Annotated in this window: 13 protein-coding genes and 1 riboswitch; of the genes, 10 read left to right on the top strand and 3 right to left on the bottom strand. The window is 69.1% G+C overall.

What is annotated here, in order from left to right; translation table 11 throughout:
• Positions 1–23: 23 nt before the first annotated feature.
• Positions 24–401 carry a glycine cleavage system protein GcvH gene (gcvH, locus tag SLV14N_RS11845; RefSeq protein ID WP_018087286.1) on the bottom strand — a complete coding sequence of 126 codons (378 nt, stop codon included), beginning with the start codon at positions 399–401 and terminating at the stop codon, positions 24–26.
• A 97-nt stretch (positions 402–498) separates the two neighbouring features.
• Positions 499–1,626 carry a glycine cleavage system aminomethyltransferase GcvT gene (gcvT, locus tag SLV14N_RS11840; RefSeq protein ID WP_208680894.1) on the bottom strand — a complete coding sequence of 376 codons (1,128 nt, stop codon included), beginning with the start codon at positions 1,624–1,626 and terminating at the stop codon, positions 499–501.
• Between the two features lie 151 nt (positions 1,627–1,777).
• Positions 1,778–1,873: riboswitch (glycine riboswitch) on the bottom strand.
• Positions 1,874–2,170: 297 nt separating this feature from the next.
• On the opposite strand from gcvT, the gene SLV14N_RS11835 reads away from it, so the two are divergent.
• From SLV14N_RS11835 to SLV14N_RS11795, 9 genes are all read left to right on the top strand, one after another.
• The gene (locus tag SLV14N_RS11835) at positions 2,171–2,818 is read left to right on the top strand and encodes an AAA family ATPase (protein WP_263273111.1); all 648 of its coding nucleotides are present in this window, start codon (positions 2,171–2,173) and stop codon (positions 2,816–2,818) included.
• Positions 2,819–2,923: 105 nt separating this feature from the next.
• Positions 2,924–3,730, top strand: a complete 807-nt coding sequence (locus SLV14N_RS11830) for an enhanced serine sensitivity protein SseB (RefSeq protein WP_263269279.1) — start codon at positions 2,924–2,926, stop codon at positions 3,728–3,730.
• Between the two features lie 73 nt (positions 3,731–3,803).
• Positions 3,804–4,595 carry an enhanced serine sensitivity protein SseB C-terminal domain-containing protein gene (locus SLV14N_RS11825; protein WP_127153127.1) on the top strand — a complete coding sequence of 264 codons (792 nt, stop codon included), beginning with the start codon at positions 3,804–3,806 and terminating at the stop codon, positions 4,593–4,595.
• Positions 4,596–4,978: 383 nt separating this feature from the next.
• Complete coding sequence (locus SLV14N_RS11820; protein ID WP_026169221.1) at positions 4,979–5,977, top strand: ABC transporter permease; 999 nt, start codon at positions 4,979–4,981, stop codon at positions 5,975–5,977.
• A 110-nt stretch (positions 5,978–6,087) separates the two neighbouring features.
• Positions 6,088–7,839: an ABC transporter substrate-binding protein gene (locus SLV14N_RS11815; protein ID WP_208680892.1), complete on the top strand. Its 1,752-nt coding sequence runs from the start codon at positions 6,088–6,090 to the stop codon at positions 7,837–7,839.
• Between the two features lie 78 nt (positions 7,840–7,917).
• Complete coding sequence (locus tag SLV14N_RS11810; protein ID WP_026169219.1) at positions 7,918–8,928, top strand: ABC transporter permease; 1,011 nt, start codon at positions 7,918–7,920, stop codon at positions 8,926–8,928.
• Between the two features lie 47 nt (positions 8,929–8,975).
• Entirely contained in the window at positions 8,976–10,040 is a 1,065-nt protein-coding gene (locus tag SLV14N_RS11805) for an ABC transporter ATP-binding protein (RefSeq protein WP_263273110.1), read from the top strand.
• Positions 10,041–10,069: 29 nt separating this feature from the next.
• Positions 10,070–11,161, top strand: a complete 1,092-nt coding sequence (locus SLV14N_RS11800; protein ID WP_263273108.1) for an ABC transporter ATP-binding protein — start codon at positions 10,070–10,072, stop codon at positions 11,159–11,161.
• A gap of 98 nt (positions 11,162–11,259) precedes the next feature.
• Positions 11,260–12,666, top strand: a complete 1,407-nt coding sequence (locus SLV14N_RS11795) for a M1 family metallopeptidase (protein ID WP_263269278.1) — start codon at positions 11,260–11,262, stop codon at positions 12,664–12,666.
• A 14-nt stretch (positions 12,667–12,680) separates the two neighbouring features.
• On the opposite strand, the gene SLV14N_RS11790 is transcribed toward SLV14N_RS11795, so the two are convergent.
• Positions 12,681–13,316: a trimeric intracellular cation channel family protein gene (locus tag SLV14N_RS11790; RefSeq protein WP_208680888.1), complete on the bottom strand. Its 636-nt coding sequence runs from the start codon at positions 13,314–13,316 to the stop codon at positions 12,681–12,683.
• A gap of 96 nt (positions 13,317–13,412) precedes the next feature.
• Here SLV14N_RS11790 and SLV14N_RS11785 point away from each other — a divergent pair, with 96 nt between their 5' ends.
• On the top strand, positions 13,413–14,261 hold the full coding sequence (locus tag SLV14N_RS11785; RefSeq protein ID WP_208680887.1) for a thioesterase family protein: 849 nt from the start codon (positions 13,413–13,415) through the stop codon (positions 14,259–14,261).
• The last annotated feature ends 12 nt before the right edge of the window (positions 14,262–14,273 follow it).

Below are 14,273 nucleotides of genomic sequence, written 5' to 3'. Positions count from 1 at the left end.
CCGGAAACGGGGAGAGCCGGGGCTCAGCTCTGGATGAAGGCGGCGTACTCGTCGGCCGAGAGCAGTTCGCCCGGCTCGCCGCTGATCTTCACCTTGAACAGCCAACCACCCTCGAACGGGGCGGAGTTCACCAGCGAGGGGTCATTGACGACATCCTCGTTGATCTCGGTGATCTCACCGTCGACGGGCGAGTAGAGATCGCTGACCGACTTCGTCGACTCCAGCTCGCCGCAGGTCTCGCCCGCCGCGACCGTGGAGCCGACCTCAGGGAGCTGCACGAAGACGACGTCGCCGAGCGCGTTGGCCGCGTGCTCGGTGATGCCGACCGTCGAGGCGCCGTCCTCGGCGCCCGACAGCCACTCGTGCTCCTTGCTGTAGCGCAGCTGCTGGGGGTTGCTCATGGCTCGATTCTCCTGTACGCGAGGGTGTGATCGTGAATGGGGTCTTGCGCAGTGAGACGCGCGGGCGCGCGCCGCCGTGACTGCCGCGGGGGAACCGCTACTTCTGCCGCTTGTAGAACGGCAGAGCGGTGACCTCGTACGGCTCATGGCTTCCACGGATGTCCACGCAGACACCCTCGGTGCCCGGTGTGGCGTAGGCCGCGTCGACATAGGCGATGGCGATCGGCTTGCCGAGCGTGGGGGACGGAGCCCCGGAGGTGACCTCGCCGATGACCGTGCCGTCGGCCGTGACCACCGGGTATCCGGCACGCGGCACCCGGCGGCCCTGGGCGACCAGACCGACCAGCTTGCGCGGCGGCCGGGTCTCGGCCCGCTCGGCGGCCGCGGTCAGGGCCTCACGGCCCACGAAGTCCCCGTTGTTGGAGGTCTTCTCGAACTTCACGACCCGGCCCAGGCCCGCGTCGAACGGCGTCGTCGCGGTGGTGAGCTCGTGCCCGTAGAGCGGCATGCCCGCCTCCAGGCGCAGGGTGTCCCGGCAGGAGAGCCCGCAGGGCACCAGACCGGCGTCCTTGCCCGCCTCGTTCAGGGCCTCCCAGAGGGCGACCGCGTCCGCCGGCCGGACGAACAGCTCGAAGCCGTCCTCGCCGGTGTAGCCGGTACGGGCGATCAGCGCCTGCACACCGGCGACCGTGCCGGGCAGCCCGGCGTAGTACTTGAGACCGTCCAGATCGGCGTCCGTCAGCGCCTTGAGGATGCCGGGGGACTCCGGGCCCTGCACCGCGAGCAGCGCGTAGGCGTCCCGGTCGTCGCGGATCGCGGCGTCGAAGCCGCCCGCCCGCGCGGTGAGCGCGTCCAGCACCACCTGGGCGTTGGAGGCGTTGGCGACGACCATGTACTCCTGGTCGGCGAGACGGTAGACGATCAGGTCGTCGAGGATGCCGCCCTCGGCCTCGCAGATCATGGTGTAGCGGGCGCGGCCCGTCTTGACGCCGCCGATGTTGCCGACCAGCGCGTAGTCGAGGAGGTCGGCGGCCTGCGGGCCGGTGACGGTGATCTCGCCCATGTGGGAGAGGTCGAAGAGGCCGGCGCGGGTACGGACGGCGACATGCTCGTCGCGCTCGCTGCTGTAGCGCAGCGGCATGTCCCAGCCGGCGAAGTCGGTCATGGTCGCGCCGAGCGCGCGATGGGTGGCATCCAGCGCGGTGCGACGGGGGGCATCAGTCATGGTTCTGGGCTCCCAGGCAGGGGTGACAAGACGTTCTCCCCATCTGTCATCGGAACCTGAGAGGTTCACCGGGATCCCGCGAACGGACCCGGTTTGCACCTTGGGTGGAGCCGCCCCGTAGGCCGGGCAGTGGCTCGCTTTTCAGATCTGCCTCGCCCGCGCGGTATAGGGGCCTGAGAGATTCAAGGGAGGACTTGCTCCTTCGGCGCCCCGCCATGGCGGCCGGGGACTCTCCCGCACGGGTTCAAGCGGCCGGTATGCAGTTGGCGGTGCACGGATGAGCTCTGGTGTGCACGTGGCGGCCACATCATTGCACGGGATCGCCAGAAAAGGAGCCCCCGTCGTCGCCCCGCCCACGACGTGGGCAGATCGGACAATCGCCTTGATGGGCATTACCTTTTCTTGACACTCTGCGGGTAGGGGACGGACTCGAACCGGACCAGAACGGACGGGGAGGGCGATCACGGTGCACAGCGAAGCGGCATTCGGGGCGACTTCAGGGGTCGTGCCCCCGGACGCCGTGCGGACGGCGCCGTCCGCCGCCATGTCCCGGGCCGGCCGTGCGCCGCGGCCCGTCATCCGGCCGGGGCGCCGCACCGAGGTCGTGGACCTGCGGAGCGACGGACGGCCGCCGGACGCCGCCGAGCTGCGGTTTCCGGCCGGTGACCTGGTCGTGGTCTCCGGGCTGCCGGGCAGCGGCAAGAGCACCCTCATGCACCGCGTCGTACCGCCGCTGGACGGGCACGGCGCCGTGGTGCACCGCATCGACTCCCAGGACGTCCGCGCGCGCTGGGAGCGCGGCAGACTGCACCGGCTGCCGTACGGCCTCTACCGCCCGCTGGTCCGGGCCGCCCACTATCTGACCCTGGGCCGTGCGCTGCGCTCCGGCGACAGTGTGGTGGTGCACGACTGCGGGACGCTGGCGTGGGTGCGCCGCTGGATCGCGCGCTCGGCGCTGCGCGGCGGCCGCGGGGCGCATCTGGTGCTGCTCGATGTGGCACCCGAGGTGGCGCTTTCCGGCCAGGAGTCACGGGGCCGCGGGGTGTCGGGGTACGCCTTCGCACGGCACCGCAGGGCGGTGGGCCGGCTGGTCGGCGCCGCGGAGTCGGCCCGGCTGCCGAAGGGCTTCTGCTCGGCCGTCCTCCTCGACCGGCGTGCGGCGAGCGCCCTGGAGACGGTCAGCTTTCACTAGGACACCGCCCCGTGCGTCGCCGGGCACGCCCCCGCACGCCGCGCCGAGCGCCTTCTCGTTTAGGGTCTTTGGCCAGATGGCGCGGTTTGGAACGGGTGGGTGCACATGACATTTCCGGAGCAGGGGATACCGCAGCTGGCGTGGCCGGCGAACGAGCTCGAAGAGGTGCTGTCCGCGTCGGTCGGGCACCCGGGTGCCGGCGGCCGGATCGTCGAGGTCCTCGGCCGCAGCCGGCTGTGGGTGCCGCTGCCCAGCGGCGGCGGCCCGGAGAGCGCGGGCTTCGGCGCCCGCGGCCTCGACCTGCCCACCGTCGAGCTCGACGGCGCGCCCTATGTCCCGGTCTACAGCTCCGAGCAGGAGTTCCTGCGGGTGATCGGCTCGCACATGTCCTTCACCGTCGCCCCTGCCCGGGAGTTCGCCCGCGGGCTGCCGCCGCAGATCGGTATCGCGGTCAACCCCGACGGAACGGTCGGCGTCCCGCTGCCGCCGCCCGCGGTGGCCGAACTGTGCCGGGAGCGGCATCACGGACATCAGGAGTTCGACGGGCTGCCGAGCGGCGGCCGGGTGCGGCTCTTCGAGCCGGACTGGCAGGACGAGCCGGTGGACTTCCTGGCCTCCGCCGGGCTGGAGTTCTCCGGCGCCGGAATTGTCCTGACTGCCCGGCGTGCCCTGGCCAGCGTCGAGGGCGACACGCCCGCACTGTTCGTCGGTGTTCAGGTCGCGGCGGACGCCACGGCGCTGCGGGACGGCACCGCGCGCGAGAGGGTACTGTCAGCCCTCGGACGTGCGCTCGGCGCAGTACCGCTGCCCTGGCCCGTACAGCTCGTCATGCTCGACCTCGCCCAGGGTGACCCGGTCGCCGACTGGATGCTGGAGCGTGTGCGCCCCTTCTACTCTCGGGACCACTCGTAGGGCAAGCCCTAAGCTGGTTGGATGACAGGCGGGCGCACCCACACGTGCCCTGCTGAGAGAAGGGACGGACCACGTGAGCGCGGGTGCGCATCAGGGGCCGGCGGCGGCCGGACAGCTGGAGCAGCTGCTGCAGCAGGTCTCGCCAGGCCGTTACGACGCCTATGAGGCACTGCTGCACGCGCTCGCCGCGGGCCAGGTCTGGATGTTGCTCTGGCACGGCCGGGCCGGTATGCCCGATGCGCAGTACGGAAACATGGAGGTCGAGGGCCTCGGCTATGCGCCGTGTGTGACCTCGGCGCCCGAGCTCGCCGCCTCCGGCTGGAACCGCGACCACGAGGTCGTCACCGGCACCGAGATCGCCGCCGCGCTCTTCCCCGACCGCTGGGGCCTGTGGCTGAATCCGCATGCTCCCGGTGGCGGTGTCGGCATCCCCTGGCTGGACCTGCGCCGTATCGCCGGCGGCCTCGACCGGCTGCCCGCCGGGCCGCTGCGGATCTCGGAACCGGTCATCGACATCCCGCAGTTCTACGCGCTCCTCGCCCAGAACGCCCATCGGACGCCCGCCGTACGGTCGCTGCGCCGGGCCTGGGTCCAGCCCGCGCTCGGTGCCCCGTATCTGGCGATCGGTCTGGATCTGTACGACACCGGCCAACAAGCGGTGGATTCGGTGCGGTTGATGATCCAGCAGTCGATCGGCGCGGTCCCGGACGGTCTGCCCGTCTCCACGGTCGCGATGAACGACGAGTACGACCCGGTCGGCATGTGGATGCGGGCCTCCACGCGCCCCTTCTTCGACCGTGACGGCTATGTCCAGCCGCCGGCCCCCGCGCCCTCCTACGGCTACGGCTACCCGCGTCCCTACTGACGCCGGACGGCGCCGCTCCGCCGCCGCGCTCGGGGTGCATTCACCCCGAGCGCACCGCAGTTGAGCCCCTTTCCCACGGGTATGCACTCCGCTCAGCCCGAACTCTTGTCCGTATAACGGAATGCCGCGGATCACATCACAGTTACGCATCCTTTCCCCTTCAGGGCTGGTGACTGATCGCGAATCGGATGGAAACTCCGGCAGCAGAGGGCCTCGGCCCTTTGTACGAGCGTCATCCCGGAACGGCGTCGCGCGCACCTTTCGAAATTCCATATACGCGAACTTCCGCGATGCCTGCAGGACTTGCACCAGTGATGTGAATCAGGCCGCTACCGCGGCGGGCATGGGCCGGCCACCGTCGGCCGAGAGGGGTCAAAGGCACCGTGACCGCACCGATCGAGACCACCGGAGCAGCTGCTGAGGCGCAGCCGGAAGCGGTGCTGAAAGGCGTGGAAGGAAAGCGGATCGAGGGGCGCTCGCTCGGTCAGATCGCCTGGCTGCGCTTCCGGCGGGACAAGGTTGCGGTGGCCGGTGCCATCGTTGTCATCCTGCTCATCGCCATCGCCGCGCTCTCCCGCCCCCTCCAGTCGCTGCTGGGGCTGGACCCCAACAGCCCCAACCAGTCGCTGATCGACCCCAACACCACGCTCCCCAAGGGAGACTTCGGCGGCATGAGCGGGGACCACCCCCTGGGTGTGGACCCGAAGTTCGGCCGCGATCTGCTCGCCCGGATCCTGGAGGGCTCCTGGGTGTCGCTGATCGTGGCGTTCGGCGCGACCCTGCTGTCGGTCGCCATCGGCACCGTCCTCGGTGTGGTCGCCGGTTTCTACCGCGGGCGGGTGGACGCCTTCATCAGCCGGATGATGGATGTCTTCCTGGCCTTCCCGCTGCTGCTGTTCGCCATCGCGATCTCCGCCTCGCTGCAGGGCGGCGCCTTTGGTCTGGAGGGTCTGCCGCTGCACATCTCGGTGCTGATCTTCGTGATCGGCTTCTTCAACTGGCCGTACATGGGGCGGATCGTGCGCGCGCAGACGCTGTCGCTGCGCGAGCGGGAATTCGTGGACGCCGCCCGCGGCATGGGAGCGCGCGGGCCGTTCATCCTCTTCCGGGAGCTGCTGCCCAACCTGGTGGGTCCGATCATCGTCTACTCGACGCTGCTGATCCCCTCCAACATCCTCTTCGAGGCGGCGCTGAGCTTCCTGGGCGTCGGTATCCAACCGCCCCAGGCGTCCTGGGGCGGCATGCTCAACCAGGCGGTCAAGTACTACGAGGTCGACCCTCAATACATGATCGTTCCCGGCCTCGCGATCTTCGTCACCGTGCTGGCGTTCAACCTGCTCGGTGACGGTCTGAGGGACGCGCTGGACCCGCGCAGCCGCTGACGGCCGTGCCTGGCACCCGCTCAGAAGTCTCACCAGCGTTTTCGCAGTTCTGAAGTTTCGACGCATCGAGTAACGCCGTTGCTCGACGAACGAAGGGGACACCGACCATCATGCGAAGGTCAGTTCCGGTCGCGGCTGTCGCGGCCATCACCAGTGCGGGCCTTTTGCTGGCCGGCTGCAGCGGGGGCAAGGGCTCCTCGGAAGGCTCGGGCGAGGCGAACGCCGCCACCAAGGGCATCGTCAACGCCTCGGACGAGAAGGGCGGCACGGTCACCTACGCGATCAGTGACGCCCCCGAGTCGTTCGACCCGGGCAACACGTACTACGCCTTCATCTACAACTTCAGCCGGCTCTACGCGCGCCCGCTCACCACCTTCAAGCCGGGCCCCGGCACCAAGGGCAACGAACTGGTCCCGGACCTCGCCGAGTCGATGGGCAAGCCCAGCGACGGCGGCAAGACCTGGACGTACAAGATCCGCAAGGGCGTCAAGTACGACGACGGCTCCGAGGTCACCTCGCAGGACGTCAAGTACGCCGTCGAGCGCAGCAACTTCGCGCGTGACACCCTCTCGCTGGGCCCGAACTACTTCCAGCAGTTCCTCAAGGACAACGAGGGCGGCTACAAGGGTCCCTACAAGGACAAGAGCAAGGCCGGCCTGAAGTCCATCGAGACCCCGGACGAGCAGACGGTCGTCTTCCACCTGAAGAAGCCGTTCGCCGAGTTCGACTACCTGGTGAGCGCCCCGCAGACCGCTCCGGTCCCGCAGGCCAAGGACAAGGGCGCCGACTACACCAAGTCCGTGCTGTCCACCGGCTCGTACAAGTTCGAGAGCTACCAGGAGGGCAAGAAGCTCACCCTGGTCCGCAACCCGCACTGGTCGGCGAAGACCGACCCGCTGCGCAAGCAGCTGCCGGACAAGATCGTCCTGAACCTGAAGGTCGCCCAGTCGACGATCGACAAGGACCTCAAGTCCGGCAACACCCTGGTGGACCTGGCCGGCCGTGGTGTCGACGGGCAGACGCAGGCCCAGCTCCTGACCGACCCCAAGGAGAAGGCCAACACCGACAACACCCTCGGTCAGCGGCTGGTCTACACGGCGCTCAACACCAAGGTGAAGCCGTTCGACAACATCGAGTGCCGTAAGGCCGTCGAGTACGCCATCGACAAGAAGGCCGTACAGACCTCGCTCGGCGGCCCGATACGCGGTGAGCTGGCCTCCACGGTCCTGCCGACCGACATCGACGGCTACCAGAAGTACGACCTGTACCCGCAGAAGTACGACGGCGACAAGCTGGATCTGACCGAGGCCAAGAAGCACTGGGCCAAGTGCGGCGCCGGCAAGACCACGACCACGATCCTGGCCCGCAACGACCGCCAGGACGAGGTCGACGCGGCCACCACGGTCATCGACTCGCTCAAGAAGATCGGTGTCACCGCCAAGATCCAGTCCTACCCGACCAGCAAGTACTTCTCGGACTACGCCGGTGTGCCGAAGTTCAACAAGAAGAACAACGTCGGCATGATCATGATGCAGTGGGGCTCGGACTTCCCGACCGGCTACGGCTACCTCCAGCAGATCCTCAACGGCAAGGCGATCAGCCAGTCCGGTAACACCAACCTGTCGGAGCTGGACGACCCGGAGATCAACAAGCTGCTCGAAAGCGCCATCGCCAACACCGACAAGGCGGCCCGCGAGAAGGCGTACGCCGAGATCGACAAGAAGACGATGGAGCAGGCGGCGATCGTTCCGCTCACCTACTTCAAGGTCCTGATGTACCGCTCGCCCAAGGCCACCAACCTGGTGTCCACCTCGGCCTTCAGCGGTCAGTACGACTACCTCAACATCGGCGTCAAGAAGTAGCAGCCCTGGAAGGCAGGTGAAGGCATTGGTGTCCGCGGGCCGGTTCCGGCCGGCCCGCGGCGCCGACGCCGCATCCCCGTGTTCTCGTACATCATCCGCAGGTTGATCAGCGCAGTGGTGCTGCTGCTGATCGTCAGCGCGGTCACCTTCGGCATCTTCTTCCTGCTGCCGAAGCTGGCCGGGCAGAGCACCGACCAGCTTGCCCAGCAGTACATCGGAAAGGCCCCCACGCCCGCGGACATCGCCGCGGTGAAGAAGAATCTCGGCCTGGACAAGCCCGTGTACGAGCAGTACTGGGACTTCCTCAAGGGCATTTTCGTCGGCGTCGACTACAAATTCGGTCCGGAAGCGGCCAAGTGCCATGTGCCGTGCTTCGGTTACTCCTTCAAGACGCATATCGAGGTCTGGCCGGAGATCCAGTCCCGGCTCCCGGTGACCCTCTCGCTGGCTGCCGGTGCGGCCGTGCTGTGGGTCGTCTCCGGTGTCGCCACCGGCGTGCTCTCCGCGCTGCGCCCCGGCTCGCTCTTCGACCGGATGGCGATGGGCGTCGCACTGGCCGGTGTCTCCCTCCCCATGTTCTTCACCGGCGCCCTGGCGCTGGCCCTGTTCACCTACCAGTGGCCGATCTTCGAACGCAGCGACTACGTACCGCTGCTGGAGGATCCGTTCCTGTGGGCCCGGACCCTGGTCCTGCCCTGGGTCACCCTGTCCTTCCTCTACTCCGCGCTCTACGCCCGGCTCACCCGGGCGGGCATGCTGGAGACGCTGAGTGAGGACTACATCCGTACGGCCCGCGCCAAGGGTCTGCGCGAGCGCAAGGTGGTCGTCCGGCACGGTCTGCGTGCCGCGCTCACCCCGATCATCACGGTCTTCGGCATGGACCTGGGCCTGCTGCTCGGTGGTGCGCTGATCACCGAACAGGTCTTCTCCCTCCAGGGAGTCGGTGCCTTCGCGGTCCAGTCGATCACCGCCAACGACCTGCCGAACATTCTCGGCGTCACTTTGCTCGCCGCGTTCTTCATCGTCATGTGCAATCTGGTGGTGGACGTTCTGTACGCCGCCGTCGACCCGCGGGTGAGGCTCTCGTGACCGACTCCTCCGAGGACAAGACCGAGACCGCGGCGGCCGGGTCCGCCGTGGCCACCGACGGGGAGGCGCCGCGGACGGCTCCCTTCCTCCAGGTGAAGGACCTGAAGGTGCACTTCCGTACCGACGACGGGCTCGTGAAGTCCGTCGACGGCCTGAACTTCCGCCTGGAGAAGGGCAAGACGCTCGGCATCGTCGGCGAGTCCGGCTCCGGCAAGTCCGTCACCTCGCTCGCCGTGATGGGTCTGCACCGCGCCTCCCGCCAGCAGCGCAGCAAGGTCGACATGTCCGGCGAGATCTGGCTGGACGGCAAGGAGCTGGTCTCCGCCGATCCGGACGAGGTACGCCGGCTGCGCGGCCGCGAGATGGCGATGATCTTCCAGGACCCGCTGTCCGCGCTGCACCCCTTCTACTCGGTCGGCAACCAGATCATGGAGGCCTACCGCGTCCACAACGACGTGGACAAGAAGACCGCGCGCAAGCGGGCCGTCGAGATGCTCGACCGGGTCGGCATCCCGCAGCCCGACAAGCGGGTCGACGACCATCCGCACCAGTTCTCCGGCGGTATGCGCCAGCGCGCCATGATCGCGATGGCGCTGGTCAACAACCCCGAGCTGCTGATCGCGGACGAGCCGACCACCGCACTGGACGTCACCGTCCAGGCGCAGATCCTGGACCTGATCCGCGATCTGCAGAAGGAGTTCGGCTCGGCGGTCATCATCATCACCCACGACCTCGGGGTGGTCGCCGAGCTCGCCGACGACCTGCTGGTGATGTACGGCGGACGGTGTGTCGAGCGCGGCCCGGCCGAGAAGGTCTTCTACGAGCCCCAGCACCCCTACACCTGGGGTCTGCTCGGGTCCATGCCGCGCATCGACCGTGACCAGACGGACCGGCTGATCCCGGTCAAGGGCTCCCCGCCCAGCCTGATCAACGTCCCGTCCGGCTGTGCCTTCAACCCCCGCTGCCCGTATGCGGACGTGCCGAAGGACAACCTCACCCGTACGGTCCGCCCTGAGCTGCGCGAGGCAGGCGGCGGGCACTCCTCCGCCTGCCATATGTCGCAGGAGGAGCGGGAGCGTATCTGGACCGAAGAGATTGCGCCGAAGCTGTGACCGAGACGACTGACGACCAGAACAAGAAGATCCCGCTCCAGAAGGGGGCGGAGACCTCCGCCGACGCCCCTTCCGACGCCGAGCCGCTGCTCAAGGTCCGCGGTCTGGTCCGGCACTTCCCGATCACCAAGGGCCTGCTCAAGCGGCAGGTCGGCGCGGTGCAGGCGGTCGACGGCATCGACTTCGACGTCCGGCCCGGGGAGACGCTCGGCGTCGTCGGCGAGTCCGGCTGCGGCAAGTCGACGATGGGCCGGCTGATCACCCGGCTCGACGAACCGACCGGCGGCTCCATCGAGTTCCAGGGCCAGGACATCACCCATCTGTCCCAGGGCCGGCTGCGGCCGATGCGCCGCGACGTGCAGATGATCTTCCAGGATCCGTACGGTTCGCTGAACCCGCGGCACACCATCGGCGGGATCGTCTCCACCCCCTTCCGCCTCCAGGGCGTCGAGCCCGAGGGCGGGGTGAAGAAGGAGGTGCAGCGGCTGCTGGAGCTGGTGGGCCTGAGCCCGGAGCACTACAACCGCTATCCGCACGAGTTCTCCGGCGGCCAGCGGCAGCGCATCGGCATCGCCCGTGCGCTGGCGCTCAAGCCCAAGCTGGTGGTCGCCGACGAGCCGGTCTCCGCGCTGGACGTGTCGATCCAGGCCCAGGTCGTCAACCTCATGGACGACCTGCAGGAGGAGCTGGGCCTGACGTACGTCATCATCGCCCATGACCTCTCGGTCATCCGGCATGTGTCGGACCGGATCGCGGTGATGTACCTCGGCAAGATCGTGGAGTTGGCGGACCGCAAGGCGCTCTACGAGACGCCGATGCACCCGTACACCAAGGCGCTGCTGTCCGCCGTACCGGTGCCCGATCCCAAGCGGCGCACCCAGCGCGACCGGATCCTGCTCAAGGGCGATGTGCCCTCGCCGATCAACCCGCCGTCCGGCTGCCGGTTCCGTACCCGCTGCTGGAAGGCGACCGAGGTGTGCACCACCACCGAGCCGCCGCTGGTCGCGCTGCGGACCGGCCATCAGGTGGCCTGCCACCACCCCGAGAACGCGCCCGATCAGGCCCCGGCCGCCGCCACGGCGTCCGGCGGCCCGGCCGGCCAGGCGCCAATCGGTAAGTAACACCGAGGAATTGGCAAAGTCCCGGACGTAGCGGGACGGGAGGGTGCAGAGTCGGCGCGGTTGTTCCCCATCCGCCCGTGTGTCCGAAAGGACGGCTCATGGCACTCTCCCGTTCTGCGCGTCGCACCTCCCGCTGGCTCGCCCTGGCCACCGCCGTGGCCTCGGCCGCCTCCCTCGCCGCCGCCCCCGGCGCGTCCCCCGGCGCCCCCGGCGTCGGTGACTCCTACTTCCCCGAGCTGGGCAACGGCGGCTTCGATGCCCTGCACTACGACCTCGGGGTCAGCTACCACCCCGGCAGCGGCCGGCTCGACGGCCGGACGAAGCTCACCGCCCGCGCCACCCAGAACCTCTCCGCCTTCGACCTCGACATGCAGAAGCTGACGGTCGACACGGTCCGGGTGAACGGCCGGCGGGCCCACTTCGGCAGATCCGGCGACGAGATAACCGTCCGTCCCGACTTCCCGCTGCGCCGCGGCAAGAAGTTCACCGTCACCGTCGCCTACCACGGTGTCCCCAAGCCGCTGAGCGGCCCGATCGTCTTCGGCTCCGACTACGGCTGGATGAAGACCAAGGACGGGGTCTTCGTCGCCTGCGAGCCGAACGCCGCCTCGACGTGGTTCCCCTCCAGCGACCACCCGGACGACAAGGCGACCTACGACATCCGCATCGACGCCCCCAAGGGGCTGACCGGTGTCTCCAACGGCCGGCTGATCAGCTCCGGGGAGGCGCACGGCCGCGCGTACGCCCACTGGCGCGAGAACCGTCCGATGGCGACCTATCTCGCCACCGCCACCATCGGGAAGTTCGACGTCCGTACGGGCACCACGCCCGGCGGCACGCCCATCTATGTCGCCACCGACCCCACGCTGCCCACCGGCAAGGTCGACGTCTACGGCATCACCGCGGAGGCCACCGACTACTGGTCGAAGGTCTTCGGCCCGTACCCCTTCGAGGTGACCGGGGCGATCGTCGACGACATGCCGCAGGCCGGCTTCTCGCTGGAGGTGCAGTCCAAGCCGGTCTACTCGGCCGTGCGCAGCGAGTCGACCATCGTCCATGAGCTGGCGCACCAGTGGTTCGGCGACTCGGTCTCCGTGAAGCGGTGGAAGAACATCTGGCTCAACGAGGGCTTCGCCACCTACGCGCAGTGGCTGTGGGCCGAGCACCGCGGCACCCGCAGCGCCCATGACGCCCTCCGTCAGCAGTACGCCGACATCCCGGCCGGCAACGACTTCTGGAAGGTGAAGGTCGCCGATCCGCAGCGGGACACCATGTTCGCCGGGGCGGTCTACGTCCGGGGCGCGATGACGCTCCAGGTGCTGCGGGAGCGGATCGGCGACAAGGCGTTCTTCAAGCTGCTGCCGGCCTGGACCGCCCGCCACCGCTACGGCAACGCGGAGACCTCCCAGTTCATCGCGCTCGCCGAGAAGATCTCCGGGCAGCAGCTGGACGACCTCTTCGACGCCTGGCTGAAGACGGACAGCAGGCCGGCGCTGCCGCAGTAGGCCCCGGCCCCCGGTCAGTCGGCGTCCGGCCGGCCGCCCCGGGGGCGCAGCTGCTGCGGCCGCGGCAGATGCAGCCCGAGGTAGACGGCCCCCATCCGCAGGCCGAACACCACCCCCGCCGAGATCGCCGCGGCGGGGGTGGGTGCGGTGCCGAGGTGGTGCAGCAGCAGATAGCAGCAGCCGCCGGCCAGCGCGGCGATGGCATAGACGTCCTCCCGCAGCAGCAGCGGGGGGAACTCCCCGCACAGCACATCGCGGATGACCTCACCGGTGACGCCGGTCAGCACCGCCAGGATGATCACGGCGAGCGGGGTGGCGTCCGCGTCGATCGCGGCGCGGGCGCCGATCACCGTGACGACGGACAGCCCGATCGCGTCGACCACCAGCAGCGATTTGTACGGCAGCTGCCAGAACCGCAGATAGGCCATGGTGCCGACGCCGACACAGATGATCACGGTCAGCAGCACCCAGTCGTGCGTCCAGTACAGCGGCTGCCGGTTGAGGATGAGATCGCGCAGCGTGCCGCCGGAGATGGACGCGGCAAAGGCGAGTACCAGGCCGCCGAAGGGGTCCATGTTGGCGCGGTAGGCGGCCAGCACCCCGCTCGCCGCGAAGGCCGCGACGCCGACCAGGTAGAGGACGTGAAGCATGGCGCTCATCATCGCAGGCCCGGAAGGAACGGTTCCGTTCGAGGCCGTCAAAACTGACACTACCGGTCGGTAACTATCCGGTGTAGCGTGCAACCCATGGCTCTGGTGACCCACGGCAACAGCGAGTTCGACCGCGATACGGCGGTCACCCGCCGCGCCCCCGGCGTGTACGACGCCCACCTCTCCGCCGGCTGGACGATCATCCAGGCGGTCAACGGCGGCTACCTCCTCGCCCTCATGGGCCGCGCCCTGGGCGACGCCCTCCCGCACCCCGACCCGATGTCGGTCACCGCCCACTATCTGACGGCCTCGGTCCCGGGCCCCGCGGTGATCCGCACCGAAGTGGTCCGCACCGGCCGCACGATGTCGACCGGCACCGCCAGCCTCATCCAGTTCGCGGAGGACGGCAGCGAGGTCGAGCGGCTGCGGGTGCTCGCCGCGTACGGCGACCTCGGCGCGCTGCCCGACGATGTGCGGACCACCGCCAAACCCCCGGCCATCCCGCCGTACGAGCACTGCCTGGGCGCGGACAGCTCCCCGGGCGGCCGCCCCGCGATCCCCGGCAGCACCGCCATCGCCGAGCGGCTCGCCCTCCGTCTGGACCCGGCGACCGCGGGCTGGGCCGTCGGCGCCCCCTCCGGCAAGGGTGAGATGCGCGCCTGGTTCGGCCTCGCCGACGGCCGCGAACCCGACCCGCTCTCCCTCCTGCTGACGGTCGACGCACTGCCGCCCACCGCCTTCGAGATGGGCCTGTCCGGCTGGGTCCCCACCGTCGAACTGACCGCCCACATCCGCCACCGCCCGGCCCCCGGCCCGCTGCGGGTCGCCATCACCACCCGTAACCTCGCCGGCGGCTTCCTGGAGGAGGACGCGGAGGTCTGGGACTCCCAGGACCGACTCGTCGCCCAGTCACGGCAGTTGGCGCGCGCGGTACTGCAGGGGTAGCGCACCGCCCCG

Origin of the sequence: Streptomyces sp. Je 1-4 4N24 (assembly GCF_026239515.1) — a bacterium.
GTDB classification, from domain to species: Bacteria; Actinomycetota; Actinomycetes; order Streptomycetales; family Streptomycetaceae; genus Streptomyces; species Streptomyces nigrescens.
This window is presented reverse-complemented; position numbering and strand designations above follow the sequence as displayed.

Excerpts from the sequence above, each read along its gene's own strand:
- gcvH (WP_018087286.1), bottom strand. The coding sequence starts at position 401 with ATGAGCAACCCCCAGCAGCTGCGCTACAGCAAGGAGCACGAGTGGCTG.
- gcvT (WP_208680894.1), bottom strand. The coding sequence starts at position 1,626 with ATGACTGATGCCCCCCGTCGCACCGCGCTGGATGCCACCCATCGCGCG.
- SLV14N_RS11835 (WP_263273111.1), top strand. The coding sequence starts at position 2,171 with ATGTCCCGGGCCGGCCGTGCGCCGCGGCCCGTCATCCGGCCGGGGCGC.
- SLV14N_RS11830 (WP_263269279.1), top strand. The coding sequence starts at position 2,924 with ATGACATTTCCGGAGCAGGGGATACCGCAGCTGGCGTGGCCGGCGAAC.
- SLV14N_RS11815 (WP_208680892.1), top strand. The coding sequence starts at position 6,088 with ATGCGAAGGTCAGTTCCGGTCGCGGCTGTCGCGGCCATCACCAGTGCG.
- SLV14N_RS11795 (WP_263269278.1), top strand. The coding sequence starts at position 11,260 with ATGGCACTCTCCCGTTCTGCGCGTCGCACCTCCCGCTGGCTCGCCCTG.
- SLV14N_RS11790 (WP_208680888.1), bottom strand. The coding sequence starts at position 13,316 with ATGCTTCACGTCCTCTACCTGGTCGGCGTCGCGGCCTTCGCGGCGAGC.
- SLV14N_RS11785 (WP_208680887.1), top strand. The coding sequence starts at position 13,413 with ATGGCTCTGGTGACCCACGGCAACAGCGAGTTCGACCGCGATACGGCG.